This is a genomic window from Actinocatenispora thailandica, assembly GCF_016865425.1.
Taxonomy (GTDB): domain Bacteria; phylum Actinomycetota; class Actinomycetes; order Mycobacteriales; family Micromonosporaceae; genus Actinocatenispora; species Actinocatenispora thailandica.
In genome coordinates this window covers 4940775-4965049 of record NZ_AP023355.1, presented here as the reverse complement: position 1 = coordinate 4965049, position 24275 = coordinate 4940775, and the positions used below count along the sequence as shown (strand labels likewise).

Here is a 24275-nt window from a genome sequence, read left to right as displayed (position 1 = left end):
CCCTGGTCGGCGGTCCGGCTGCCGGCGATCGAGCCTCAGCCGGCGGGCTTGACCAGCGGAACGTCTCGGGAGATCTCCCGGAACCCGAGGCCCTGGTAGGTCCGGAAGGGGCCGGGGTTGTCCGGCGAGCCATCGCAGACCACGGTCGCGTGGCGCGCGCCGGCCGCCCTGGCCCGGTGCATGCCGGCCAGCATCACGGCGCGGGCCAGCCCCCGCCGGCGGTACTGCGGATGGGTGCCGACCGGTTCGAACTCGATGCTCCGGTTCGCCGGGTCGTACCACATGATCGTCGAGGCGGCCATCGTGCCGTCCGGCGCCTCCACCAGCAGGTGCAGCTCGCCGCGATAGGCGGCGGTCGCGCGCACGTCCCGGTAGCTCTGCGCCGTGTAGCCGGACGGCGACCAGGCGTCCAGGTGGGCCTGGACGGCCGCCGCGGCGCCGGTCTCGTCGGCGGTGCGGATCGAGAACCCGTCCGGCAGTACCGGCTGCTCGATCTCGCTGAGCGCCCGCTGGTTGAGCAGGGTGCAGTCGCCGTCGTCGGGGCGGTAACCCTGTGCCGCCCACCTGGCCAGCGCGAACTCCTCCGCGTTCGTCGGCGTCACCGCGCGTTCCAGGCCGGGGGTGACCTCCTCGTACCAGTCGATGATCTCGTCGACGAGGGCGAGGTGGTCCGGATGCACCTGGTAGCTCAGCGAGGAGCCGGTGACCTTGCGGACCGACCCGTCGTTGCGCCGCACCGTGTGCGGCAGGAACGCCCAGCCCCAGGCCACCAGCTCGTCCCCGGCGTACCAGAGCCGCCGCGGCCAGGTGTCGCCGAGGGCGGCGCAGCCCTTGCCCCAGACCCAGGCCAGTTCTCCGTACGAGGCGCCGGCGCTGATCTGGTCCGGCCGCAGTGCCGTGACGCGCTGCGCGAGTTCCTGCAACAGCGGGATGTCGCTGGCGGTCAACAGCTTGGAGTCGGTCATGCGACGCAGTGTTCCATTCGGCCGTGACGCCGGCGAGCGGATTTGGCGCCCACCGATCCGGCGCTCTCGTACGGAGAGTCGGGCATGTCGGACAGTATGCCGTCGAGTGCGGCACATTGCCCGCCGCCGACTGGACGCCGGGTGGTGGGCCGCTCCTAGTCTGGGGGCTCGGATGTCTGTCCGTGTGTGCCGGGTTCGCCGCCCGGCGCGCCCGATGCGGGTGGGGTGCGGCGTGAGTTCACGAGGTCTTTCTCGATACCGGCGGGGTCACCTGGCGCTGGTCGGGGTGCTGGCGGCGGCCGGCCTCGCGCTGTCGGCCTGCTCGTCCGGCGGCGGCGGTGGGCACGCCACGTCCGGCTCGTCGAAGGCGCCGGCCGGCAGGCACTCGGCGAGCCCGTCGCCGAAGCCGACCGGGGCGCCGGTGCACGTGTCGCTGCTGGAGGGCGACGGCAACACCTACGGCGTCGGGATGCCGATCATCGTCTACTTCGACAAGGCGATCACCGATCCCGCCGCGTTCGAGAAGGCCGCCACCGTGACGGTGAACGGGCAGCCGGCCGGCGGCGCCTGGTACTTCCAGCACAGTGGCCGCTCCGACCAGGCGCTGGAGGGCCACTACCGGCCGGAGAAGTACTGGCCGGGGCACGCGAAGATCGAGATGAAGCTGCCGGTCAAGGGGCTGTCCGCCGGGCCGGGGCTGGTGTTCGACGACAGCCTGACGCTGTCCATCGCCACCGGCGCGGCCAACGTGTCCACTGTGGACTGCCAGGCGGAGCGGATGGTGGTCACCTCGGACGGCAAGACCGTCAAGACGCTGCCCACCTCGTGCGGCGCGGCGAAGACCCCGACGTACTACGGGACGAAGGTGGTCATGCAGAAGGGCGAGACCGACCCGAAGACCGGCAAGATGCGCCCGGACGGCACCGTCAACATGGTCTCCAACAACCCGGCCGACCCGTACAACCTGATGGTGCCGTGGTCGGTGCGCATCACCAACTCCGGCGAGTACGTGCACTCCGCGTCGTGGAACGGCGGCAACATCGGCCGCCGCTCCACCTCCAACGGCTGCACCAACCTCAACGTCGACGACGCGAAGTGGTTCTACGGGTTCGCGCAGGTCGGCGACGTGGTGACGTACAAGAACACCGGCGGCAACGAGATGCGCGAGTGGGACGGCTACGGCGACTGGAACGTGCCGTGGGCGACCTGGCAGCAGGGTGGCTCGCTCAAGTCCAAGCACTGACCGATCCGGGACCGGGAAACCGGATCGGCGGCCGGAGCCGCGCTGCAGAACGGCCGAGGGACGGCGACCGGCGGCCGGCCGGCAGCATCAGGCCGCGTCGGTCCGCCACCAGGCCAGGTTCGCGGCCACGTCGGCGAGCGGCTCGACCAGCTCCCATGCCTCGGCGATCAGCCCGCCGTCCAGCCGCCAGACGTCCACGGCCGCGATGCCGGGGCCACCGCCGTCCAACCAGCGCCGGGTGTGCAGCACGACGTGGTCGCCGTCGGCGAGCAGGTGCAGGATCTCCACCCGGAGCCGGCTGATCGGTACCGCGCGCACGTCGGCGAGCCACTCGGCCTTGGTCGAGGAGGTCGAATCCGGCTTGTGGTGGACGAAATCGTCCCGTAGCAACGGTTCCAGGGCGTCGGTACCGCCGGTCGCGACCATCTGCTCCAGTGCTCCGGCCACGATGCTCTTGTTGTCGGTGATCATGTCGACCAGTGTTGCGGTGCCCGCGCCCACTGTCGATGACATGGCATTTCATGGCGCCGCGCGCGGCGCTGGGTAGTCTTGCCGGGCATGGACACGGTCGGGGAACTGTTGCGGCAGTGGCGGCACCGGCGACACCTCAGCCAGCTCGACCTCGCGATCGCCGCCGACGTGTCGGCCCGCCACGTCAGCCTGGTCGAGACCGGCAAGACCAGACCCAGCGCCGAGATGGTGCTGCGGCTGGCCGAACAGCTCGACGTGCCGCTGCGGGGCCGCAACCGGCTGCTGCTCGCCGCCGGGTTCGCGCCCCGGTTCCAGGAACGGCCGCTGGACAGCGATGCGCTGGCATCCGCCCGCGATGCGCTCACGCGGGTGCTGCGCGCGCACGAGCCGTACCCGGCGATGGTGTTCGACCGGCGGTGGAACATCGTGCTGGCCAACCGTGCCGTGGACGCGTTCCTGGTCGGGGTGGCCCCCGAACTGCTGCGACCGCCGGTGAACATGGTGCGGCTGGCGCTGGAGCCGCGCGGGTTCGCCGACAACATCGTCAACCTGGCCGACGTCCGGTCGGTGCTGCGGGCTCGCATCACCCGGCAGCTCGCCGCCGCCCCGGACGCCGAACTCACCGCGCTGTACGAGCGGTACCTGGCGCCGGGCGACCGGGACGGCGACGACGGACGGATCGAGTCCGACGTGCTGACCCCGATGCTGTTCCGGTTCGGTGACCGGGAACTGCGGTTGTTCTCCACCATCACCACGTTCGGCACGCCGATGGACATCACCCTGGACGAGGTCTCGGTCGAGTCGTACTACCCGGCCGACGACGAGACCGCCGCCCACTTCGCCGCGGCCCGGCGTGGTGCTCAGGGGAGCAGCTGAACGCCGCCGATGGTGTGCCGGGCGGCCAGCTCGGTGTGCGCGGCGGCGGCGTCGGCCAGCGGGTACTCGGCGTGCAGCCGGGGCACGAGCTGGCCGCCCGCGGCGAGCGCGAGTGCCTGCTCGGCGTCGGCCCGCTGCTCGTCGGCCGGCTTGGCGAACACCAGGCTCAGCGGCCCGGACACCGATCGTCCGGCGGGGACGATCGCCGCGGTGTCCAGCGGCGTCCAGGTACCGCTGGCGAAACCGTAGATGCCGATCCGGCCACCGGGCCGCGCCGCGGCGTCGATCGCCTGCGCGCCGAGGGTGCCGCCGACCGCGTCCAGCACCACCTCGGCGCCCCGGCCACCGGTGACCTGTCGTACCTGGTCCGGCCAGTCGGGGTCGGTGTAGTCCACCGCGTGTGCGGCGCCGGCTTCCCGGGCGGCGGCGAGCTTCGGGCCGCCACCGGCGGCGGCGATCACGGTGCCGCCGGCGGCCCGGGCGAGCTGGACGAGCAGCAGGCCGATCCGGCCGGCGGCGGCGGTGACCAGGACCGTGTCGCCGGGGCGTACCCGCATCGCGGCCAGCAGGCCGAGGGCGACCGCGCCGGCCTGGAAGGCGGCGACCGCGCGGTCCAGGCCGAGCCCGTCCGGGACCGCGAAGGTGTACCCGGCGCGGGCGCGGGCCAGTTCGGCATAGCCGCCGGCGTTTCGCACGGTGCAGGCGACGACCCGCCGGTCGAGGAGAGCGGGGTCGGCGCCGTCGCCGACCGCCACCACCCGGCCACCGACCTCGACGCCCGGTACGTACGGCAGCGGTACCGGGTGGCGGCCGGCCCGCACGATCACGTCGCCGTAGCTGACCCCGGCGCGCTCGACGGCCACCAACACCTCGCCGGCCGCCGGCTCCGGGTCGTCGACCTGCTCGTACCGCAGGACCTGCGGCGGACCGAACTGGTGGATGCGGCTGACGTGCATGCTGTCCTCCTCGGGGCGGCCCGGCACCGCCGCGGCGTCGGGACCGTCGACCTGCGCGACGCTGGCTGTGCGAGACAATGTGTCTCGTTCGAGCACCAGTGTCTGCGGGGAGCGATGGCCGGGCAAGCGTCGGTTCGCCGATGTCGTCCCGGCCGAGACAGGGAGCGGAAAGTGTCTCAGTCGGCCGGTGATCTGCGGGTGCGGCGGACCCGGAAGCTGTTGCGCGAGGCGCTGGTCGCGCTGATCGAGGAGCGCGGTTTCGACCGCGTCACGGTCGGCGCGATCACCGAGCGGGCGATGGTCAGCCGGGCCGCCTTCTACCGCAACTACCGCGACAAGTACCAGCTGGTCGAGCAGATCTTCGACGAGGCGATGGCCGAGGTGCGTGGCCAGGTGGCGGACGGCGATCCGGACTCCCGGCGGGCCCGGTGGGTGGCGTTCTTCGGCCACGTCGACGAGTACCACCGGCTCTACGCCGCGCTGCTCGGCGCCCGGGGCAGCGCCTGGTTCGCCAGCCGGATGCGGTCGGCGCTGGCGGAGCTGACGGCGCCGCATTTCCCGCCGGACGCGCCGGTACCGGGGTTGCTGCCCGCGGCGCTGTCTGCGGTGTTCGTGGAGTCGATCGTGTGGTGGCTGGCCAACGACCGGCCGGTGCCGGCGGCGGAGATCGCCGACCGGTCCGCCGATCTCGCCGGGGCGATGATCGCCCGGGCGACGTCGTGGCCGGTTCGGCCGCGGCGGAGCCGGACTGGCAAAAAGTGATATCAGTTTGCTAGCCTGGTGTCGGGCCGGTGAGCAGAGCCGGCCGGGAGGAGTCGAGATGTCCACGACACGCACCGGCGTTGACGACGAGACCGCCGTGCAGATGCCCAGCCCGCAGGTCACCGAGCGCGCCGCCCGCAGCACGTCCGGATGGCCGCTGCTCGCGCTGCTGCTCGTGCTGATCGTGCTCGGCGTCGCGCTGATCGCGGTCGGTGGCAACGGTTCCGGCGCCCGGGTGGCGCTGGTGCCCATCGGCGTGGTGGCGGCGGTGGTCGGGGTGCTCCTCGCCCCCGGCCTGACCGCCGTGGCGCCGGGCGAGGCACGCGTGGTGCAGCTGCTCGGCAGCTACCGCGGCACCGTGCGCGAGCAGGGCTTCCGGTGGGTCAACCCGTTCACCAAGCGGCACAAGGTGTCCACCCGGATCCGCAACCTGGAGACGGAGACGTCCAAGGTCAACGACGCCGACGGCAACCCGATCGAGATGGCCGCGGTGGTGGTCTGGCAGGTGCACGACACCGCCCGCGCGGTGTTCGAGGTCGACGACTTCACCGCGTTCGTGGCGATCCAGAGCGAGACCGCGGTGCGCCACATCGCCGGCAGCTACCCGTACGACTCGCACGCCGACAGCGCGCTCTCGTTGCGGGACAACGCCACCGAGATCACCGGCAAGCTCACCGACGAGATCGCGGCGCGGGTCGCCGCCGCCGGCGTGCGGGTGGTCGAGTCGCGCATCACCCGGCTGTCCTACGCCCCGGAGATCGCCCAGGTCATGTTGCAACGCCAGCAGGCCGGTGCCGTGGTCGCGGCCCGGCAGCGCATCGTCGAGGGCGCGGTGGGCATGGTCGAGGCGGCGCTGGACAAACTGGCCGAGCACGACGTGGTCGAACTCGACGAGGAGCGCAAGGCAGCCATGGTCTCCAACCTGCTGGTCGTGCTGTGCGGTGACCGCGGCACCCAGCCGGTCGTCAACACCGGATCGCTCTACCAGTGACCACACCGGATCCATCCGTCCGGGCGTGGATCGTGGGGGAGGGGTCGGATGGCGACCGAGCGCAAGAAGCTGCTGCTGCGGCTCGATCCCGCCGTGCACGACGCGCTGGCCCGGTGGGCGGCGGCCGAGCTGCGCAGCACCAACGCGCAGATCGAGTTCCTGCTGCGCCGCGCCCTGTCCGAGGCCGGCCGGCTGCCCCGTGACGTCGGTGCGCAGCGCCGCCCCGGCCGACCATCCACGAAGGACAAAGCAGCCGACGTCGAGACGGAGGACTGACGATGGCGCTCCCCGACGACCTGCCCGAGCGGGTCTACCTGCTCGCGGTCGACCGCGGTCGGCGCCGGTTGGTGGCTCGCGACCGCCTCGGGTACGCGCTGCGCGGCGCCGCGTTGGCCCAGCTGTTGCTGGCCGGTGCGGTACGGGACGAGTCCGGCCGGGTCGAGGCGGTGCGGCGCGTACCGGTGGCTGGTCTGGCCGGCACGGTGCTGGACGAGATCGCCGGCGACGCGCGACCGCGGCGCTGGCGGCACTGGGTGCACGCCCGCGCCCGCCGGGCACGCACCGACGTGCGGGATCGATTGGTGGCAGCCAGAATCATCACAGTCACCAAAGATCGGGCCCTTGGTCTCTTCCCCGTCGAGCGCATCGATGTTAGGGATGTCCTCGCCTTCGAGCGGTACGGCACCGCCATCCGCGACGCCGTCGGCGGACCGGGCCGCACCTCCCGGGTCGACGCGACGGATGCCGCGGCGGCCGCGATCGCGGCCGCCGCCGAGCTGGGCACGGTGGCAAGGCGGGCGGATCGACGGCGTGCCAAGGCACGCATCGAGGTGCTGGGCGCCGGGATCGCGCCGGTCGTGACGGCGATCCGGCAGTGCGTCCGGTCCGATCGCGCGGCCCGTGCCTCGTCCGGCGGCTGAACCCTGAACATCGCACCGTAGCGCCAGTGGCACCCTGAGTAGATCACCGACCGGAAGCTTGCCGGAAGTTCCTGTCGAATTCTTGACCGATCCCGCGTGAACGCCGGGACCGGGGGCTGACGAGCGACCGGATTCGTGCGACGCTGCGTACGCAACGGGAGCCGGCCCGACTCGCCGGCGGGGCGCCGACTCGACTCGACCCGACCGCCACGTTGCGCGCATCGCCATCACGGGGAAGGACACCACCATGCTCGCCGGTACCGGCGCCTCCGGCCGTACCGAACTGCTCCTCGTCTTCGCCATCGCGGCTGCCGGGGTGGCCGTCGCCGCGGCGATCACCCTCGCCCCGTGGCACCCGTCGAACTCCCGCCGGCATCCCGAGACGAGCACCGTGATCGAACTGCGCTCGCCCGGCCAGCACCACCATCCGGCCCGCGCGACCCGCCGCGCCGTCGACGAACGCTGACCCGATCCCCGGCGGCACCGCCGCGGCGGCGATCAGACCGTGAACTTCATGCCGGAACGCTGGAATTGCGCTGAACGCTCCGGGTTGCGCCGGGGGCCGGTCCGCGGCCACCATCCGACCCGAAGTGCCCTCGACCCGGTGGCCGGGCGAGCCCGCTGGCGGACGCCCTGGTGCGGGGCGTGTCCCGGCCGGGCGGACCCCGCCCGCTACGGTGGCGGTACCAGGGCCGGGGCTGTCGGGGCACCCGATCACGCCGGAGAGAGCGGGAGATGACCGAGCGCAGCGATCGGGAGCACACCGGGCGGACCGGCCCGGAACACGAGGTGTGGTCGCGCCCTTCGGGCGAGTCCGACCACGTCGTCGTGGTGCCGCCGGCCACCGGTCGGTCCGGGCCGCTGCCCGGCAGTACCCCGATCGTCCGGCCCGGGCATCCGGCCCACCACGACGCCGAGACCGGCCTGATCACCGCCTCGCACGACCTCGGCACGCCGCCCGCGCCGCGCGCCGGCCGCGGCCTGCTGCGCCGGCGGGCACCGGTCGCGCTCGGCGACCCGGCCGCTCCGGCCACCGACCTGCCCGACGATCCGGGCGGTCCGCGGCCACCGCGGCTCGGGCTGTTCCTCGGCGTGGCCGGCGGCCTGCTCGGCATCGGCCTGGTGGTCGTGCTGGTGCTCGCGCTCAGCGGCTCGTTCGGCGGCGGTCTCGGCGACAAGCTGCCGTTCGGCGGCGGCAAGGACAAACAGACCGGCCCGCCGCTCGCGCAGGCCTGCCCGCCGCCGACGGCGACCGCCGACCCCGGGTACCGGGAGGGGCCGCCGCCACCGCCGGGCCCGCGCACCACCGACCCCAAGGCCGGCATCTCCTACCAGCGCTACGGGTCGCCCTGGCAGCAGTGGAACGACGACTGGTACGCCGGCCAGTTGAAGGTCCACTACGTCACCGGCCAGTCGTTCGTGACCGAGCGCTACAGCCGGGGCGAGTACCTCGCGTCGGTGCTGTCCGGGTCGGTGCCGGCCACCGTCAACGACGGCAACATCCTCGACCTCAAGTGCGTCGGCCAGCAGATCGTCGCCGACGTGCGCAAGTCGTACTATCCGCAGCCGAACCAGATGGACTCGATCGAGTCCAAGCTGACCACCGTCGGCGGCCTGCCCGCCTGGGTGTCGATCTTCCGGCTGCACTTCGACGCCAGCGCGCAGGGCCTCAAGGCCAGGAGCGAACTGGTCGGGGTGGCCACCTTCGACGTCGGCAAGCCCACCGCGGCGGTGCTCTACGTGTCGATTCCGGGCACCCACCAGCAGTACGACTGGGTGGTCAAGGACGCCATCGACTCGGTACGGGCGGCGCACTGAGCGACCGGCCGCCCCGCCGGTGTCGGGGTGCGCTGACGATTCGGGCCAATGGCGGATAGGGTCGCACTCGTGCCCGCTCTCAGCGCCCGCCGCGTGCGGATTCCGACAACAAGCTTCCCGGTCGAACAGTTCACCCTGGCCAACGGCCTGCGGGTGGTGCTGGCTCCGGACCGCAGTGCGCCGGTGGTGGCCGTCGCGGTCATCTACGACGTCGGCATCCGGTCGGAGCCGGCAGGCCGCACCGGGTTCGCCCACCTGTTCGAGCATCTGATGTTCCAGGGCTCGGAGAACCTGGAGAAGCTCGCCCACTTCCGCTACGTGCAGGGATCCGGCGGCACCTTCAACGGATCCACGCACCTGGATTACACCGACTACTACCAGTTCCTGCCGTCCAACGCGCTGGAGCGCGCGCTGTTCCTCGAAGCCGATCGGATGCGCCGGCCGAAGATCACCGAGGAGAACCTGCGCAACCAGATCGACGTGGTCAGCGAGGAGATCCGGGTCAACGTGCTGAACCGGCCGTACGGCGGGTTCCCGTGGCTCCGGCTGCCACCGGTCATGTTCGACACCTTCCCGAACGCGCACGACGGGTACGGCTCGTTCGTCGACCTCAACGCCGCCACCGTCGCCGACGCCGAGGACTTCTTCACCACGTACTACGCGGCGAGCAACGCCACGCTCGCGCTGGCCGGCGACTTCACCGTCGAGCAGGCCACCGAGCTGGTGCGGCGGCACTTCGCCGACGTGCCGGCGCGGCCCCGGCCGGTGCGGCCGAGCTTCGCCGAGCCGGACCTGGCCGCCGAGCGACGTGACTCCTATGTGGACGAGAGGGCCCCGCTGCCGGCGTTCGCGTCGGCCTGGCGGGTTCCCGACCCGATCACCGACTTCGACGCGTACCTGCCGTACGTGGTGCTCGCCGAGGTGCTCACCGACGGCGACTCGTCCCGGCTGGTGGAGCGGCTGGTGCTCAAGGACCGGGCGGTCACCGGTATCGGCGGCTACCTCGGGTTCATGGGTGAGCCGTTCGAGGTCCGCGACCCCACCGCGCTGGTGCTGTCCGCGCACCTGCCGCCCGGCGGCGCGGTCGACGACGTGCTGCGCACCGTCGACGAGGAACTCGACCGGCTCGCCGGCGACGGCCTGGCCCCCGGCGAGCTGGACCGCACCAAGGCGCGCATCGCCACCCAGCTGCTGCGCGACCTCGACCCGGTGCTCGGCCGCGCGCTGCGAATGGGCACCATCGCCCAGCAGCGCGGCGACGCCGCGCTCACCAACGAGCTGCCCCGCCTGCTCGGCGAGGTCACCGAGGAGTCCATCGTGTCCGCTGCCGCCGCCCTGCGCCCCGCCCGGCGCGCCACCGTCGAGGTCGTACCGGGGGGCGCCAAGTGAGCGCGCGCATCATCGGCCCCGGGGCGTGCCACGCCCTTCCCGGCGACGCGGCCACGGCCGCGAGCCCGGGTCGGCCCGCGAACCGCAACTGCCGCATCGGCGTGTCGACGAAGGAGGGACGCGCATGAGCATCCCCGTCCCGGCGCTGACGCCGGCCCGCAAGCTGAAGCTGCCGCGTACCGCGGAGCGCACCCTGGCCAACGGGCTGACCGTGATCGCCGCCCGGCGCCCCGCCGTACCGCTGGTGGAGCTGCGGTTGCGCATCCCGTTCGCGAAGACGAACGTGGCGCGCGGCATGCTGCTGGCCGAGACGCTGCTGTCCGGCACCTCCGAGCTGTCCAATGTGGAGCTTTCGGCGCAGTTGCAGCGCATCGGCGGCCAGCTCGGCGCCAGCGCCGACCCGGACCGGCTGCTGCTCGGCGGCGCCGCGCTGACCTCCGGCCTGCCGCGGCTGCTGGAGCTGCTCGGGCTGGTGCTCACCGACGCCGTCTACCCGGCCGGCGAGGTGGCCGCCGAGCGCGATCGGCTCGCCGACCAGATCCAGGTCGCGAAGACTCAGCCCGCCTACCTGGCCCGGGAGGCGCTCAACCGCCGCGTCTACGGCCGCCACCCGTACGCGACGCAGACCGCCGAGCCGGCGCAGGTCGCCGCGGTCCGGCCGACCGCGCTGCGCGCCCTGCACGCCGAGCGGGTGCACCCGGCCGGTTCGGTACTGGTCATCGTCGGTGACGTGCCGCCGGCGAAGGCGCTGGACGCCGCCGAGGCCGCACTGTCGTCCTGGAACGGCGGCGGCAAGACCGTCGAGCTGCCGCCGGTGCCGCCGATCGAGGGCGGCCCGGTGCTGCTGGCCGACCGGCCCGGCTCGGTGCAGTCGTCGCTGCGGGTGGGGCTGCCCGCGGTCGGCCGCACCGACCCCGACCACGCCGCGCTGCAGCTGGCCAACCTGGTGTTCGGCGGATACTTCTCGTCCCGGCTGGTGGAGAACATCCGGGAGGACAAGGGATACACCTACTCGCCGCGGTCCGCCGTCGAGCACAGCGCCGCGGGCTCGGCGATCGTGGTGTCGGCCGACGTCGCCACCGAGGTGACCACCCCGGCCCTGGTCGAGACCTGGTACGAGCTGGGCCGGCTGGCGTCCACCCCGGTCGGCGAGGACGAGCTGGAGCAGGCCCGGCGGTACGGGATCGGCACCCTGCAACTGAGCCTCGCCACCCAGGCCGGGCTGGCCGGGCTGATGTCGTCGCTGGCCGGATCGGGGCTGCGGCTGGACTGGCTGACCGGGCACGCCGAGCGGATGGCGTCGGCGACCACCGAGCAGGTCAGCGCCGTCGCGGCGGAGTATTTCGCGCCGACCCGGGCGGCCACCGTGGTGCTCGGCGACGCGAAGGTCGTGACGCCGTCGCTGTCGGCGGTCTTCCCGCTCGACCCCGGCGACGACTGAGGGGCTGTCTCGAAGTCCCCGGCCGAGCGTCTGCTCGCAGGGCGAAGGGCGGCTCGTGTGCCAGGCTTGCACGCGGGCCGACCCGCAACGCCGCGACGGGCCCGCGGGGGCGCCGCAGCCGGCGCCCGGACTTCGAGACCGCCGCCGGGGCCGTGGCGACGCTCCGGACGGTCGCGGCCGGCACGAGATCTGGCAGCAGGTCGACCCCGGCCGGGCCACGTTCGGTGGATCGTGCCGCCGGCCGGCCGGTACGCACAGTGACGTGGTCGGGTTCGCCTCGTTGATCTCGACGCGGGCTCGGCTCGTCGACAGGGGGACACACACATGTCATGCGGGACAACGGAAATAGCCACCCAACTCTACCGGGGTGCGGTCGACCGGGCCACCGACCGGCGCACCGACGCCGGCTGGCTCGCCAACGCCTGGCCGACCGCACGGGTACTGATCGTGCAGGGCGACCGCGCGCTGGTGGCCGGTGACCCGCCCCACCTGGTGTACGTGTCGGCCGCCGACGCGCCGCCCGGTGACCGGCTGTTCCTCGGCGTCGGTGCCGACGGCGTGCCCTGCTTTGCCGTCGCCGCCGCGCTGCCCGAGCTGCCCGGCGCCCGATCGCATTCGCTGCGCACCGTCGGGCACCTGCTCGGCGACGAGGACGCCGACCTGTTCACCACCGCGGTGGCGCTGGCGAACTGGCACGCCGCGCACCGGTACGACCCGGCCACCGGTGCGCCGACCGAGCTGGGTGAGGCCGGGTGGACCCGGGTCACCGCCGCCGGCGGCACGCTGTGGCCGCGCACCGACCCGGCGATGATCGTGCTGGTCCACGACGGGGTCGCCGGACCGGACGGGCGCTGCCTGCTCGCGCACAAGCCGGAGTGGCCGACCGAGCGGTACTCCTGTCTCGCGGGCTACGTGGAGCCGGGGGAGTCGGTGGAGGCGGCGGTGGCCCGCGAGGTCACCGAGGAGGTCGGCGTCACCGTGCACGGCGTGCGGTACCTGACCAGCCAACCGTGGCCGTTCCCGCGTTCGCTGATGCTCGCCTACACGGCGCTGGCCGACCCGTCCGCGCCGGTGGTGGTCGACGGCGTCGAGATCGAGCGGGCCCGCTGGTTTCGCCGCGCCGAGTTCGGTACCGAGTCCGGCCCGGCCCTGCCGTTCACCACCTCGGTCGCCTACCTGCTGATCGACCGCTGGCTGCACGAACGTTCCTGACCGGCCGTCACCAGGTGTCGGGGAGGGTGTCGAGGGCGGGCAGCAGGGCGCGCTCCTCGGCGCCGAAGTGGTCGTCGAGCCGCGCCCGAGTGCGGTACGGGCGGCGGTGACCGCGGTGGCGTCGCCCGCCGCGACGAGCCGGTCGAGTTCGCGCAGGCCTTCGGCGACGGTACGGTGTTCGGCGCGCAGCCGCCGCACCGTGCCGGCGAGCCCGGGCAGCGCGTCGAGCAGCCGCGGGAACGTCGCATCCTCGTTGCGGTGGTGCTCGCCGACCTCGGCGCACCAGGCCAGGCAGTGCCCGAACACGTCACCGCCGCTCGCCCCGACGGTGCTTGCGGCACCGCCGGCCGCGGCGTGCTCGCTGCCCGCGGTGCCGGTGTCGGTGCTCGTGCTGGCAGCGATGTCGTCGCCGGCAGCGCTGTTCCCGCTGGCTGCGGTGTCGGCGCCGGCCGCGGCGGCGGTGCTGGCTGCGACCTCGGCGAGCTGGGCGCGCAGCGCGGTGTGCGCGTGGACCAGCTGCACGGCGACGGCGAGGCCGCGGTCGCTGTGGTCCATCCGGTACAGCGCGACGACCGGGATCGGCCGCCCGGTGCCGCGCTGGTACTCGGCGTAGGCGGGGACGCGTTCGCCCTGCTCGCGGTAGCAGCGATCGCGCTCGGCGCCGTGCAGCGCGGCGCCGACGGCGCGGTACCGCTCGGTACCGACCTCGACGGTGCCGACCGGGTCGTCCAGCAGCCGCCGGTACCAGCGTGGGTCGCGGTCGCGGCCGGCGTTGGAGGCGTAGACCAGCAGCCGGTCGCCCTCGTCGTGGTAGCCGAGCGGGCTGGTCACCCCGCCGGCGGTGAGCAGCAGCAGGTCGGCGCCGGTGAACGGACCGCCGACGCGGCCGGCGTTGGCCCGGAACTCGTCGATCACCGCGCGGTTCGGATTCGGCATCGGTCTCCTCGGTACTGTCGGGATCGCTGTGACACCAACGCTGCTGTGACACCAACGCTGCGCTGATGGCAACGCTGCTATGAGGCCGATGCTGCTCGGAGAGCAACGCTGTTCGAGGCCGATGTCGCGCTGCTGTCGACGCTGCGTCGGTGGCTCAGCCGATCTGATCGCGAAGGTGTTTTGACGACACATATATTTGCAAGCAAAGCTAGTTTGGAGACAAAGGAATGTCAACGGGATCCGGTGGTCTCGACCTGGACGACGGCGTCCGGCAGATGCTGCTGCTGATGCCGCGGCTGGTCGGCCGCGCCAAGAAGCTCACCGTGCCGCCGGCGCTCGCGTCGTTCGGGCTGGCCCCCGGCATCTGACGCTGCTCGCGCTGCTGCTGCTGGATGGCCCGATGACCGTGCGGGTTCTGGCCGAGCGGCTGGAGGTGGCACCCGCGACGGTGAGCCTGATGGTCGGCGACCTCAGCCGGCAGGGGATCCTGCACCGTGGCGAGGACGACACCGACCGGCGCCGCGTCATCGTCAGCATCGCCGCCCCGCATCGCCGCGCGATCCACGCCTGGCTCGCCGGGGCGGCCGACGCGTGGCGCGCCGCCCTCGAACCGCTCACCGCGGCCGAGCGCGGGCTCGTCGTGGCGACGCTCAGGCGGTACGAGGAAGGGGTTGAAAGGAGCCTTTCGAAAGGGTAGCTTCGACGCGTGCCCGACGACGACAAGCACCACCACGAACTGCCGAAGCGCACGCTTCGCGATCCACGCGAGCTGCGCGCCATGGCCCACCCCGTGCGCATCCGCATCATGGACGAGCTGTTCATCGCCGGATCGCTGACTGCAAGCCAGCTCTCCGACCGGATCGGGGAGAGCCCCGCCAACTGCTCCTGGCACCTGCGCCAGCTCGCCAAGTACGGCTACGTCGAGGAGGCCGGCGGCGGCACCGGCCGGCAGCGGCCGTGGCGCCCGGTGATCGAGAACCGCAGCTGGGGCGGACGCAGCGAGGGCGAGGCCGCCGCCGCCGGCGCGGCGATGGCCGAGCTGATGTACCAACACGAGTTCGACGAGCACCAGGAGTTCGAGCGCCGGCAGGACAGCGAGCCGCAGGACTGGTACGACGCGGCGTTCTGGAGCCAGTCGTTCGCCTGGCTCACCGCTGCCGAACTCGTCGAGTTCAAGGAGCGGATCGTCGCCCAGATACTGCCCTACGCCGAGCGGTTCACCGATCCGGCCACCCGCCCCGCCGACGCCCGCGCCGTCCGCCTGGTGTCCTGGGGGTTCCCGGCCCGGCCGTGGTCGGAGGACCAGGAGTGAGGCGGCTGCTGACCGCGCCCGGCCCGAACAGCCTGTGGCGCAACCGCGACTTCAACCTGTTGTGGGGCAGCCAGGCGCTGTCGGACCTGGGCAGCTCGATGTCCTCGCTGGCCTACCCGCTGGTCGTGCTGGTACTCACGCACAACGCGGTGCTCGCCGGGGCCGTCGGCACCGCGGCGATGGTCGCCAAGACCGCGGTACGGCTGCCGGCCGGGGTGCTCGCCGACCGGGTCAACCGGCGCCGGCTGATGCTCGCCTGCGACAGCATCCGGCTGGTCGCGTTCGCCGGGCTGGCCGCGAGTCTGCTGCTCGGGTACGGCAACGTGCTGGTGATCGCCGTCGTGGCGATGATCGAGAGCGTGTGCGCCGCGGCGTTCGACACCTCGGCGATGTCCGCGGTGCGCAACCTGGTACCGCTGGACCAGGTGTCCACCGCCGTGGCCCGGGACGAGGCGCGCAGCTACGCGGTCGGGCTGGTCGGGCCGCCCATCGGCGGTGCGGTGTTCGGTCTCGGCCGGGCGCTGCCGTTCCTCGCCGACGCGATCAGCTACCTGGTCTCGCTGGTCGGCCTGCTGCTGATCCGCCGGCCGATGCAGGAGACGGCCGAGCCGGCGGGCACCGCCACCTCGCCGCTGCGCGACCTGCTCGAAGGGCTGCGCTACACGGTCACCACGCCGTTCCTGCGGGCCGCGATGCTGATCGCCGCGCCGCTGAACTTCGCCATCAACGGCATGCTGTTCGGCATCATCATCCTGTTGCAGCGCAACGGAACACCGCCGGTGCTGATCGGTACCGTGGAGACCATCGTCGGCGTCGGCGGGTTGATCGGCGCGCTGGCCGCGAGCAGCATGATGCGCCGGTTCGCGTTCCCGAAGCTGCTGCGCGCCATCACGCTGCTCGGCATCCCGCTGCTGCTCGCCGCCTGGCCGCTCGCCTCGACCCCGCTCGCCGCCGCGCCGGTCGCGCTGCTGATCCTGCTCGGGCCGCCGCTCAACGCCGGGCTGTTCGGGCACCTGGCCGCGACCACCCCGGACCGGCTGCAGGGTCGCGTCAACAGCGCCTTCATGACCGCGGCGATGGGCCTCGCCGCGCTGGCGCCGCTGCTGGCCGGCACCCTCGCCGCGCACTTCGGTGCCGCGGGCGTGGTGCTCGCGTTCACCGCCGCGTTCGCCGTCTCGACGGTGGCCGCGTTGACCGCCAAGGGGATCCGCGAGATGCGCCCGGTGACCACCAGCGAGACCGCCCCCGCGGGCGCCGGCACCGAGCCCGGCACCGCCGAGGTCGGCGAGCCTCAGGCCGACTCCGCCCAGTCCGAACCGGTCGGGGCCGAACCGGTCGAGACCGGGGCCGGCGACGCCGACGACCGGCCCGGCGACGGCGACGCGTACCGGATCGGCGGCCCGCACGGCGCCGGTGCCCGGGACGCGCGCGGTGCCGGTGACCGGCCGGGTACCGGGGACGCGGGCTGATGCGCGCGCTGCTGGCCAACCGGAACTTCCGGCTGCTGTTCGTCGGCATGGCCGCCAGCATGATCGGCGACTCGATGCTGATGCTGGTGCTCGCGATCTGGGTGAACCAGCTGACCGGCTCGGCCAGCGCCGCCGGCCTGACGCTGCTCGCGCTGGCCGCACCCACCCTGCTCGCACCGGTCGCCGGCTGGCTGGTGGACCGGCTGCCGCGGCGCCGGTTCCTGTTCGCCGCGAACCTGGCGTCGGCGGCGATCCTGCTGCCGCTGCTCGCGGTGCACGGGCGCGGCCAGCTCTGGCTGCTGATCGCGGTGACCGTCGGGTACGGGGCGTCGTTCGTGTTCGTCGACCCGGCCCAGACCGGGGTGATCAAGCACATCCTGCCGGCCGACCAGCTCGGCGCCGCGAACGGCATGCTGCAGACCGTCAAGCAGGGCTTGCGGCTGCTCGGCCCGCTCGCCGGCGCCGGTATCTACGTCGCGCTCGGCGGCCCGGTCGTCGCCATGATCAACGCCGCTACCTTCGTCGTCGCCGCGGCCGCGGTGATCCTGCTGAAGCTGGGCCCGACGCCGGCCCCCAGCGGCACCGACACCGGGCAGCTGGGACCGGCCCCCGTCGCCGGCGGCGCCGACACCGGGCGGCTGGGCCCGGCGCCCGTCGCCGACGGCGCCGACGCGGCGGTCGAACAGGCCGAGCAGGAGCCGCCCGGCGCGTTGCTGCACGAGATCACCGCCGGCTTCCGGTACCTGCTGCGCGACGTGCTGCTGCGCCGGCTGACCATCGGCCTGCTGGCGGCGATCTTCGCACTGGAGTTCGTCGAGTCGGGTTTCTTCGCGCTGATCGGCGACGTGATGCACCGGTCGACCACCCTGATCGGCGTGATCAGCTGCGCGCAGGGAGTTGGCGGGATTCTCGGCGGCGTGCTCGGCGCCCGGTTGATGCGCCGCTTCGGCGGGGTGCCGACCCTCGCGGCCGGAGCCCTGCTGACCGCGATCGGTATCGGCACGCTCGGCATCGCTCAGCTGCCGACGCTCTTCCCCTCCGCGGCGATCAACGGGTTCGGGTTCACGGTGGTGCTGGTCGCCGCGAACACGCTGATCCAGCAGCGGTCGCCGCACCGCTACATCGGCCGGATCAGCGCCGCCGCGGACGGGATCATCTCGGTCGGTCAGATCACCGCGCTGGCGCTGGGCGCCGGCCTGGTCACCATCCTGGACGCCCGGCTGATCATGGTGCTGATCGGGATCGGCCTGGCCGGCTCGGCGGCGTACCTGTGGCGCTCCCGGCACGCCGCGGCCACCGCGGCACCGGAGCCGGAACCGGCCGCCACGACACCGTGACGGCGCCGCGCCGCCCGGCGTGGTCGCAACGCCGGCCGGCGCCGCAACGCCGGCCGGCGGGCGACCCGGCCACCGGTGAGCGGGCCGCTGGCGGCCTGCCCAGATAATGACGACCATGTCTGGGGGGAACGCGGCGGGACGGCACGCGAGCTGGCTGGAGCTGTTCTTCGACCTGGTGGTCGTGGCGGCGGTCGCGCAGCTCGCGCACCGCCTGCACGGCGAGCCGACGCCGGCCGACGTCGGGCTGTTCGTGCTGCTCTACCTCGCGGTGTGGCTGGCGTGGTCGTCGTTCACGCTGTACGCCAACGTCGCCGGCGACCGCACCAGCCAGCGCTCGATGCTCGCCGCGATGGCCGGCATCGCGGTGCTGGCCGCCGCGGTACCGGAGGCCACCGAGCAGCGCGTCGTGGTCTTCGTCGTCGCCTACGTGGTGGTGCGGGCGCTCGGTGCGCAGACGATGCGCCGTACCGGCACCAACCTCACCGCGTGGCCCACCGTGCAGGGGCTGCTGGGCGTCGTACCGTGGCTGGTCTCGATCTGGGTCGACCCGCCCGGCCGGTACCTGCTGTGGACCGTCGGCGTGGCCATCGACCTGCTGCTGCCGCTCGGCGCGCGGTCCGAGGCCCGGGTGCCGCGGTTCGCCCAGCGGATGATCGAGGCGCAGGCGCGGCGGGAGGGCCGCCCGGTCGAGGACTTCGCCGCCCAGGTGCCGAAACCGGCCACCGTGGACCTCGCGCACCTGGCCGAGCGGCTCGGCCTGTTCATGATCATCGTGCTCGGTGAGGCGGTGCTGCAGGTGATCGCCGCAGCCGCGGAGCTGCCCTGGACCGGCCGGCTGATCGCCGTCGCGGGGCTCGGCTTCGTGGTGCTCGTCGGCATGTGGTGGCACCTGTTCCGGTACGGGCTGATCGCCAGCGAGGGCCGCAGCCTGCCGGTGTCGGTGGCGATGCCGCTGCACTTCGTGACCACGGTGAGCATCACCGCGGTGGCCGTCGGGCTCGGCGGCATCGTCGCGCACCCGGAGCACGTGCCGGCCGCCGACGGGTGGCTGCTCTGCGGCGGCGTCGCCGGCTGGTTCCTCGCCGGTGCCCTCGGCGGGTTGCCGGACCCGGCCAACCGGCGCTGGCTGCTGGCGGCCGGGCTGCCCGGCGTGGCGGTCCCGGTGCTGCTCGCCGCCTTCGGCGCGGCGCTGCCCGGCCCGGCGTTCACCGGGGTGTTGGTGGCGCTGATGGCCTGGCAGTGGGCCTACAGCACGCGCCACGAGCGGCGCCGTGCCGAGGCCGTACCGGCGACCTGACCGGGTCCGGCGCCGTCGCGGGCGTTCGTGTCGACGGCGCCGGAGCGGGTCCAGGAGGTGCGGGGCGTGGGCCCGGCGGTTCCTAGGCTGCGGTGAGGGTGGCGAGCTTGTCGCGCACCTGCACGATGGTCGGGTTGGTCATCGCCGTGCCGTCCGCGTACTGAATGGTCGGCACCGTCTGGTTGCCACCGTTGACGCTCATCACGTACTCGGCGGCGCTCGGGTCCTGCTCGATGTCGATCACCGTGTAGTCGATGTTCTCCCGGTCGAACTGGCTTTTCAGCCGCCGGCAGTAGCCGCACCACGGTGTCGAGTACATCGTCACGGAGCTGCTCACGAACGCCCCTCCCTGGTCGAGATGTTCCTGGGGCGTCCAACCGCAGGCCGCTGACCTGCTCGCTGCCGCTCGTTCATCGGGGGAAAGCCTCCTCGTACGCGATCTGGACGCAGCGGCGCGGGCACCGGCGTCACCGCCAGCCTGCCACGCGTCGCGGACGTCCCACTCGACGGAGATAACGTCGTAGCCGGCTGAGACCATCCCGATGTGGCCCACGGCGCACAGATTCGGAGGCAGTTCGTGTCGCACGGTGTGCACCCCGACCGGCCCGCGACCGCGCCCCGCGACCCGGCGCCGACCGCCGCCGGCGTGCTCGCCGGCCTCGACGACGACCAGCGGGCCGCGGTGGTCGCCCCCGCCGGCCCGCTGTGCATCCTCGCCGGCGCGGGCACCGGCAAGACCCGCGCGATCACCCACCGCATCGCCCATCGGGTGCTCACCGGCGAGGTGCGGCCGCAACACGTGCTGGCGGTGACGTTCACCGCGCGCGCCGCGGGGGAGATGCGCGACCGGCTGCGCGGTCTCGGCGCCGGCGGCGTGCAGGCCCGCACCTTCCACGCCGCCGCGATGCGCCAGCTGCGGTTCTTCGCGCCGCGGCTGCTCGGCGGTCGCGAGCTGCCAGAGGTGCTCACCAGCAAGGCCCGGCTGATCAACCAGGCCGCCGCCGCGGCGCGGGTCCGGGCCGAGTCCACCTTGCGCCGCGACCTCGCCACCGAGATCGAGTGGGCCAAGGCGAGCCTGGTCGAGCCGGACGAATATCCGGCCGCCGCGGCCCGTGCCGGCCGCGACACCCCGGTCGCACCCGAGTCGATGGTGCGCGTCTACCAGGCGTACGAGCAGGTCAAGCAGGCCGCCGGGGTGATCGACTTCGAGGATCTGCTGCGGTTCACGGTCTGGGCCGTCGAGGAACACCCGGACGTCGCCGACCAGGTTCGCGCGCAGTACCGGCACTTCGTGGTCGACGAGTACCAGGACGTCAACCCGGTGCAGCAGCGGCTGCTCGCCGCGTGGCTCGGCGGCCGGGACGACCTGACGGTGGTCGGCGACGCCAGCCAGACCATCTACTCGTTCACCGGTGCCTCCGCCGACCACCTGATCGGGTTCCCGCGCCGCTATCCCGGCGCGACGGTGGTGCGGCTGACCCGCGACTACCGGTCCACCCCGCAGGTGGTGGCGCTGGCCAACCAGGTGATCGGGCAGGCCCGCGGCGCGCAGGCACGGTTGCGGCTGGAGCTGACCGGCCAGCGCGCGCCCGGCCCCGCCCCGACCATCCGCTCGTTTCCGGACGAGGCCGCCGAGGCGGCCGCGGTCGCCGCGCGCTGCGCCGAGCTGGTCGCCGCCGGTACCCCGAGCAGCGAGATCGCCGTGCTGTTTCGCACCAACGCCCAGTCCGCCGCGTACGAGGAGGCGCTGACCGACGCCCGGGTGCCCTACCAGGTGCAGGGCAGTGCGCGCTTCTTCGACCGGCCCGAGGTGCGGCAGGCGATGGTCGCGCTGCGGGCCGCGACCCGCGCCGTGGAGCCCGGTACCCCGCTTCGGGTCGCGGTCACCGACGCGCTCGCCGCGACCGGCTGGGCCGCCGACTCGCCGCCGCCGGGCGGGGCGGGACGGGAACGCTGGGAGGCGCTCGCCGCGCTGGTGCGGTTGGCCGCCGACTTCCGCCCCGCGCCGGGCGAGGACGGCGCCGAACCGACCGCGGCCGACGCCCTCGCCGGCTTCCACGCCGAGCTGACCCGCCGGGCCGCGGCCCAGCACGCGCCGGCCGTCGCCGGTGTCACGCTCGCCTCGCTGCACTCGGCCAAGGGCCTGGAGTGGGACGTGGTGTTCCTGGTCGGGCTGGTCGAGGGCACCCTGCCGGTCGGCTTCGCCCGCACCGACGAGCAGATCGAGGAGGAGCGCCGGCTGCTCTACGTCGGGATCACCCGGGCCCGCGAGCAGCTCTGGCTGTCCTGGCCGCAGGCCCGCTCGGACGGCGGCCGGCCGCGCCGCCCGTCCCGGTTCCTGCCGGCCTCGGCGGCCACCGCGACACCGGCCACCGGCCCGGCCCGCGCCGAGCGCTCGTCCGGGCCCCGCCGGCGCCGCGGCACGCTGGTGCTGTGCCGGATCTGCGGCGCCACGCTCAGCGAGGCCACCGACCGCAAGCTGGGCCGGTGCGGCGACTGCCCGTCCGACCTCGACGAGGAGCTGTACGAGCGGCTGGTGTCCTGGCGCGCGGAGGTCGCCAGCCAGCAGCGCATCCCCGCCTACGTGGTGTTCACCGACGCCACCCTGGCCGCGCTGGCCGAGCTGCGCCCGGACGCGGCCGAGACGCTGGTGCAGATTCCCGGCATCGGCGCCCGCAAGCTCGGGCTGTACGGCAAGGCGGTGCTGGCCCTGATCGACGGTGCGGAGGCCGATCAGGCCGTCTCGATGGTCTGACCGGTGGCCAACCGGGTCCGGCACGTCGGCCCGGCCCGGAAGGCAGGCCGGAGTGGCTGGCGGGCGCCGGTTATGGTGCTGGTGGCGGGCCGATCCGGGGTCGCTGGGGGGCTTCGGCGAGAGACGTCGATAACGTCTTTCGAAATTCGATTGCCACCCACCGGCGGACGGCATAACCTGCCAAGGTCCGGGTGACGCGCCGGCGCTCCGCGAGGGAGTTTTCCTCGCTGGAGATTGCCGAAGCACAGCCGCATCGCAGATCCGGACCGACCCGCAAGGGCCGGTCCCGAGACAGGAACGAGGTGACTTCCGTGGAGACCAACCGCATCGATGAGCGGCGGTTCATGTCGCTGCCAGTCGCTTCGACCCTGCTGGATCGCGATCCGGCCGGTGTCGCGCCGATCGGCTCCGACCCGCGCGGCATTTCCGCTGCGTCGCCCGTTCTCGCCGTCTCGCTCTGCTCCACCGCTTCGGCGGCTCCGGAGCTGATCTATGCGGCAGCTCAGTTCCGTACCCAGGGGTTCAGTGTCTTCGCGGGCAAGGTCTCGCCAAGCCACGTCAGCTCCCAGGGGCTCGGTGCCGGCATCGTGCCGACACCGAAGTCCGTTGACGCCAGCCAGATCGGCGTCAGCCAGCAGCAGGGGACCGGTGTAGCCGAAGCGATGGCCAACCTGATGGCCAAGCGCCGCGGTGTCCCGCCTCGAGGTAAACCGGAGTATCCGGCCTGACCAGGCCGACCGGCACCTTGAGGCCGCGGAACCCGCACACCGGGATCCGCGGCCTTTTTGTTCCCCAAAAGTTGATCAAGCCACAAGCGAGAAACGAGGTGACCGGGCGATGAGCCTGGTGTTGGCCCCCCTCGACGGAGCCGTCGAGACCGGGGTGGACCTGCCCTGTCGGACCTTCGAGGCGGACCTGTGGTTCGCCGAGACCCCGGCGGACCTGGAAGCGGCCAAGTCGCTGTGCGGCGACTGCCCGCTGCGGATCGAGTGCCTCGCCGGCGCCCTGGAGCGGCACGAGCCGTGGGGCGTGTGGGGTGGAGAGATCTTCGAGCACGGAGCGGTCGTGCCGCGCAAGCGGCCGCGGGGCCGCCCGCGCAAGGAGGACCTCGCGCGTGACGCGGTGGCGCGGGCACAGGTTGCGGCCCGTACCGACGCCGTGCTGCGCGAGGCGAGCCGGGCCGTGACCGCGGCCTGACGTCCACCCACCGAAGCGCGGGGCGACCCGCCACCCCTCAAGTGAGTACGAGATGAACGAGACGACGAACCGGAGCAACAAGATGCATACCTTGCAAGAAGCACTGGCACGAGCACGAATGCGCCGGGCGCCGCGTTGGCGTTCGCTGCCGTACCGGCCGGCCCTGAACGTGGCCGCCCGGGCGCGCAGGTACCGCTGACCGGCGCCGTAGGTCAACCGGTCGGTCCCGGCAGCTTCGCCGGGACCGACCCCGACCGGCCGGGACGCGCGCCGCGTCCCGGCCCCAGACATCAGCAGCTCAGGGGTGCCGGCTCGGCCCGCTGAGCCCCGGCTCGGTCCACACGCCGAGCCGCCGGCTCGCGCCGCGCATCGGCTACCCCTTCCCGCCGGCCCCGGAGACCCCACACCAAGGTCTCCGGGGCCGGCTTGCTGTCTCGCCTCGCCCGCGAATCTGGAACATGCTCTAAATCACTGGCCCGTGCGGGTGGTTGCCGCGCGCTGCCCGGCGCCCGGGCGCCCGGTCGGCGTAGCGTCTGCTCGCGAACAGGGGGTGGACGCGAGATGACGAGTCGGCCCGCCACCGACACCGGTGGCTGTGCCGACCCCCGCCGCGTCCGACCCGGTCGGCCCGTCGAGCCAGGTGGAGATGGAATCCGTTGTGGTGAAGGAGATCCGGCCGCGGTGCCGGCAGTGCGGCCGGGACTGCACCGGGCCGTACGGGCTGGGCTGGACGCGGGCCCGCTCACACGCCGGCGAGTGGTGGCTGTGCGCCACCTGCACCCGCGCCGCGGTCGGCGCGATCGAGACCGGCCTCGACGACCGGCTCGGCTGAGATCTCGCGAGTTCCCGCATGCCGCACCCGCGCTCGCGACGTGCCGGGATGCGCCGGCGCTCGCGCGGTGCCGCAGGTGTGCCGGTGCCGCGGGTG

25 protein-coding genes and 1 pseudogene are annotated in these 24275 nt (G+C 73.3%); 21 read left to right on the top strand and 5 right to left on the bottom strand.

Annotation, left to right across the window (positions count from 1 at the left end; translation table 11 throughout):
• Positions 1-35: 35 nt before the first annotated feature.
• Entirely contained in the window at positions 36-965 is a 930-nt protein-coding gene (locus Athai_RS22090) for a GNAT family N-acetyltransferase (RefSeq protein ID WP_203963264.1), read from the bottom strand.
• A 232-nt stretch (positions 966-1197) separates the two neighbouring features.
• Between Athai_RS22090 and Athai_RS22085 the strand changes: the two genes are divergently transcribed.
• The gene (locus Athai_RS22085; RefSeq protein ID WP_203963263.1) at positions 1198-2208 is read left to right on the top strand and encodes a L,D-transpeptidase; all 1011 of its coding nucleotides are present in this window, start codon (positions 1198-1200) and stop codon (positions 2206-2208) included.
• Positions 2209-2295: 87 nt separating this feature from the next.
• On the opposite strand, the gene Athai_RS22080 is transcribed toward Athai_RS22085, so the two are convergent.
• Positions 2296-2721 (bottom strand): nuclear transport factor 2 family protein, encoded by a 426-nt coding sequence (locus Athai_RS22080; RefSeq protein WP_239157094.1) that lies wholly within the window; start codon positions 2719-2721, stop codon positions 2296-2298.
• Positions 2722-2766: 45 nt separating this feature from the next.
• On the opposite strand from Athai_RS22080, the gene Athai_RS22075 reads away from it, so the two are divergent.
• Positions 2767-3555: a helix-turn-helix domain-containing protein gene (locus Athai_RS22075; protein ID WP_203963262.1), complete on the top strand. Its 789-nt coding sequence runs from the start codon at positions 2767-2769 to the stop codon at positions 3553-3555.
• Here Athai_RS22075 and Athai_RS22070 read toward each other — a convergent pair.
• A complete protein-coding gene (locus Athai_RS22070; RefSeq protein ID WP_203963261.1) occupies positions 3540-4589 on the bottom strand; it encodes a zinc-binding dehydrogenase in 1050 nt (349 codons plus the stop codon). The two genes, Athai_RS22075 and Athai_RS22070, sit on opposite strands and share 16 nt — an antisense overlap.
• 93 nt (positions 4590-4682) lie before the next feature.
• Between Athai_RS22070 and Athai_RS22065 the strand changes: the two genes are divergently transcribed.
• From Athai_RS22065 to nudC, 9 genes are all read left to right on the top strand, one after another.
• Positions 4683-5273, top strand: coding sequence for a TetR/AcrR family transcriptional regulator (locus Athai_RS22065; RefSeq protein ID WP_203963260.1), 591 nt, complete (start codon positions 4683-4685; stop codon positions 5271-5273).
• Between the two features lie 58 nt (positions 5274-5331).
• The gene (locus tag Athai_RS22060) at positions 5332-6264 is read left to right on the top strand and encodes an SPFH domain-containing protein (RefSeq protein WP_203963259.1); all 933 of its coding nucleotides are present in this window, start codon (positions 5332-5334) and stop codon (positions 6262-6264) included.
• A 48-nt stretch (positions 6265-6312) separates the two neighbouring features.
• The gene (locus Athai_RS22055; RefSeq protein ID WP_203963258.1) at positions 6313-6540 is read left to right on the top strand and encodes a type II toxin-antitoxin system antitoxin; all 228 of its coding nucleotides are present in this window, start codon (positions 6313-6315) and stop codon (positions 6538-6540) included.
• Positions 6541-6542: 2 nt separating this feature from the next.
• Positions 6543-7184 (top strand): GPP34 family phosphoprotein, encoded by a 642-nt coding sequence (locus Athai_RS22050; protein ID WP_203963257.1) that lies wholly within the window; start codon positions 6543-6545, stop codon positions 7182-7184.
• A gap of 247 nt (positions 7185-7431) precedes the next feature.
• A complete protein-coding gene (locus tag Athai_RS22045; RefSeq protein WP_203963256.1) occupies positions 7432-7650 on the top strand; it encodes a hypothetical protein in 219 nt (72 codons plus the stop codon).
• A gap of 269 nt (positions 7651-7919) precedes the next feature.
• Positions 7920-9002: a hypothetical protein gene (locus Athai_RS22040; RefSeq protein ID WP_203963255.1), complete on the top strand. Its 1083-nt coding sequence runs from the start codon at positions 7920-7922 to the stop codon at positions 9000-9002.
• A gap of 69 nt (positions 9003-9071) precedes the next feature.
• Positions 9072-10391, top strand: a complete 1320-nt coding sequence (locus Athai_RS22035) for a M16 family metallopeptidase (RefSeq protein ID WP_239157093.1) — start codon at positions 9072-9074, stop codon at positions 10389-10391.
• Positions 10392-10515: 124 nt separating this feature from the next.
• On the top strand, positions 10516-11832 hold the full coding sequence (locus tag Athai_RS22030; protein WP_203963253.1) for a M16 family metallopeptidase: 1317 nt from the start codon (positions 10516-10518) through the stop codon (positions 11830-11832).
• 324 nt (positions 11833-12156) lie between these two features.
• Positions 12157-13044, top strand: a complete 888-nt coding sequence (gene nudC, locus Athai_RS22025; RefSeq protein ID WP_203963252.1) for an NAD(+) diphosphatase — start codon at positions 12157-12159, stop codon at positions 13042-13044.
• 162 nt (positions 13045-13206) lie between these two features.
• On the opposite strand, the pseudogene Athai_RS35370 reads toward nudC, so the two are convergent.
• Positions 13207-13980: pseudogene (locus Athai_RS35370) on the bottom strand (nitroreductase/quinone reductase family protein); the annotation flags it as partial.
• A 227-nt stretch (positions 13981-14207) separates the two neighbouring features.
• Here Athai_RS35370 and Athai_RS34330 point away from each other — a divergent pair.
• The 6 genes from Athai_RS34330 (at position 14208) to Athai_RS21990 (ending at position 19395) form a co-directional block, all read left to right on the top strand.
• Positions 14208-14348, top strand: a complete 141-nt coding sequence (locus Athai_RS34330; RefSeq protein WP_239157091.1) for a hypothetical protein — start codon at positions 14208-14210, stop codon at positions 14346-14348.
• A gap of 32 nt (positions 14349-14380) precedes the next feature.
• The gene (locus tag Athai_RS34325; RefSeq protein ID WP_239157090.1) at positions 14381-14677 is read left to right on the top strand and encodes a MarR family transcriptional regulator; all 297 of its coding nucleotides are present in this window, start codon (positions 14381-14383) and stop codon (positions 14675-14677) included.
• A gap of 9 nt (positions 14678-14686) precedes the next feature.
• Positions 14687-15292 (top strand): winged helix-turn-helix domain-containing protein, encoded by a 606-nt coding sequence (locus Athai_RS22005; RefSeq protein ID WP_203963251.1) that lies wholly within the window; start codon positions 14687-14689, stop codon positions 15290-15292.
• On the top strand, positions 15289-16761 hold the full coding sequence (locus tag Athai_RS22000; RefSeq protein WP_239157089.1) for an MFS transporter: 1473 nt from the start codon (positions 15289-15291) through the stop codon (positions 16759-16761). Before Athai_RS22005 ends, Athai_RS22000 begins: the two co-directional genes overlap by 4 nt.
• Positions 16761-18098, top strand: coding sequence for an MFS transporter (locus Athai_RS21995; protein ID WP_203963250.1), 1338 nt, complete (start codon positions 16761-16763; stop codon positions 18096-18098). The genes Athai_RS22000 and Athai_RS21995 overlap by 1 nt, the downstream gene beginning before the upstream one ends.
• Positions 18099-18213: 115 nt before the next feature.
• The gene (locus tag Athai_RS21990; protein ID WP_203963249.1) at positions 18214-19395 is read left to right on the top strand and encodes a low temperature requirement protein A; all 1182 of its coding nucleotides are present in this window, start codon (positions 18214-18216) and stop codon (positions 19393-19395) included.
• A gap of 82 nt (positions 19396-19477) precedes the next feature.
• Here the strand turns inward: Athai_RS21990 and Athai_RS21985 are convergent, their stop codons facing one another.
• Positions 19478-19714, bottom strand: a complete 237-nt coding sequence (locus Athai_RS21985) for a mycoredoxin (RefSeq protein ID WP_203966050.1) — start codon at positions 19712-19714, stop codon at positions 19478-19480.
• Positions 19715-20041: 327 nt separating this feature from the next.
• Between Athai_RS21985 and Athai_RS21980 the strand changes: the two genes are divergently transcribed.
• The 4 genes from Athai_RS21980 (at position 20042) to Athai_RS21965 (ending at position 24179) form a co-directional block, all read left to right on the top strand.
• Positions 20042-22150, top strand: a complete 2109-nt coding sequence (locus tag Athai_RS21980) for an ATP-dependent DNA helicase UvrD2 (protein ID WP_203966047.1) — start codon at positions 20042-20044, stop codon at positions 22148-22150.
• A 311-nt stretch (positions 22151-22461) separates the two neighbouring features.
• Entirely contained in the window at positions 22462-22878 is a 417-nt protein-coding gene (locus Athai_RS21975) for a hypothetical protein (protein ID WP_203963248.1), read from the top strand.
• Positions 22879-22987: 109 nt separating this feature from the next.
• Positions 22988-23347 carry a WhiB family transcriptional regulator gene (locus tag Athai_RS21970; protein WP_203963247.1) on the top strand — a complete coding sequence of 120 codons (360 nt, stop codon included), beginning with the start codon at positions 22988-22990 and terminating at the stop codon, positions 23345-23347.
• Positions 23348-23993: 646 nt separating this feature from the next.
• Positions 23994-24179, top strand: coding sequence for a hypothetical protein (locus Athai_RS21965; protein ID WP_203963246.1), 186 nt, complete (start codon positions 23994-23996; stop codon positions 24177-24179).
• Positions 24180-24275: the final 96 nt, after the last annotated feature.

What these genes read in the sequence shown, in the direction of transcription:
- Athai_RS22090 (WP_203963264.1), bottom strand. Translation starts at nt 965, where the DNA reads ATGACCGACTCCAAGCTGTTGACCGCCAGCGACATCCCGCTGTTGCAG.
- Athai_RS22080 (WP_239157094.1), bottom strand. Translation starts at nt 2,721, where the DNA reads ATGTCATCGACAGTGGGCGCGGGCACCGCAACACTGGTCGACATGATC.
- Athai_RS22075 (WP_203963262.1), top strand. Translation starts at nt 2,767, where the DNA reads ATGGACACGGTCGGGGAACTGTTGCGGCAGTGGCGGCACCGGCGACAC.
- Athai_RS22060 (WP_203963259.1), top strand. Translation starts at nt 5,332, where the DNA reads ATGTCCACGACACGCACCGGCGTTGACGACGAGACCGCCGTGCAGATG.
- Athai_RS22055 (WP_203963258.1), top strand. Translation starts at nt 6,313, where the DNA reads ATGGCGACCGAGCGCAAGAAGCTGCTGCTGCGGCTCGATCCCGCCGTG.
- Athai_RS22050 (WP_203963257.1), top strand. Translation starts at nt 6,543, where the DNA reads ATGGCGCTCCCCGACGACCTGCCCGAGCGGGTCTACCTGCTCGCGGTC.
- Athai_RS22045 (WP_203963256.1), top strand. Translation starts at nt 7,432, where the DNA reads ATGCTCGCCGGTACCGGCGCCTCCGGCCGTACCGAACTGCTCCTCGTC.
- Athai_RS22040 (WP_203963255.1), top strand. Translation starts at nt 7,920, where the DNA reads ATGACCGAGCGCAGCGATCGGGAGCACACCGGGCGGACCGGCCCGGAA.
- Athai_RS22030 (WP_203963253.1), top strand. Translation starts at nt 10,516, where the DNA reads ATGAGCATCCCCGTCCCGGCGCTGACGCCGGCCCGCAAGCTGAAGCTG.
- nudC (WP_203963252.1), top strand. Translation starts at nt 12,157, where the DNA reads ATGTCATGCGGGACAACGGAAATAGCCACCCAACTCTACCGGGGTGCG.
- Athai_RS34330 (WP_239157091.1), top strand. Translation starts at nt 14,208, where the DNA reads ATGTCAACGGGATCCGGTGGTCTCGACCTGGACGACGGCGTCCGGCAG.
- Athai_RS34325 (WP_239157090.1), top strand. Translation starts at nt 14,381, where the DNA reads ATGACCGTGCGGGTTCTGGCCGAGCGGCTGGAGGTGGCACCCGCGACG.
- Athai_RS21995 (WP_203963250.1), top strand. Translation starts at nt 16,761, where the DNA reads ATGCGCGCGCTGCTGGCCAACCGGAACTTCCGGCTGCTGTTCGTCGGC.
- Athai_RS21990 (WP_203963249.1), top strand. Translation starts at nt 18,214, where the DNA reads ATGTCTGGGGGGAACGCGGCGGGACGGCACGCGAGCTGGCTGGAGCTG.
- Athai_RS21985 (WP_203966050.1), bottom strand. Translation starts at nt 19,714, where the DNA reads ATGTACTCGACACCGTGGTGCGGCTACTGCCGGCGGCTGAAAAGCCAG.
- Athai_RS21970 (WP_203963247.1), top strand. Translation starts at nt 22,988, where the DNA reads ATGAGCCTGGTGTTGGCCCCCCTCGACGGAGCCGTCGAGACCGGGGTG.
- Athai_RS21965 (WP_203963246.1), top strand. Translation starts at nt 23,994, where the DNA reads ATGGAATCCGTTGTGGTGAAGGAGATCCGGCCGCGGTGCCGGCAGTGC.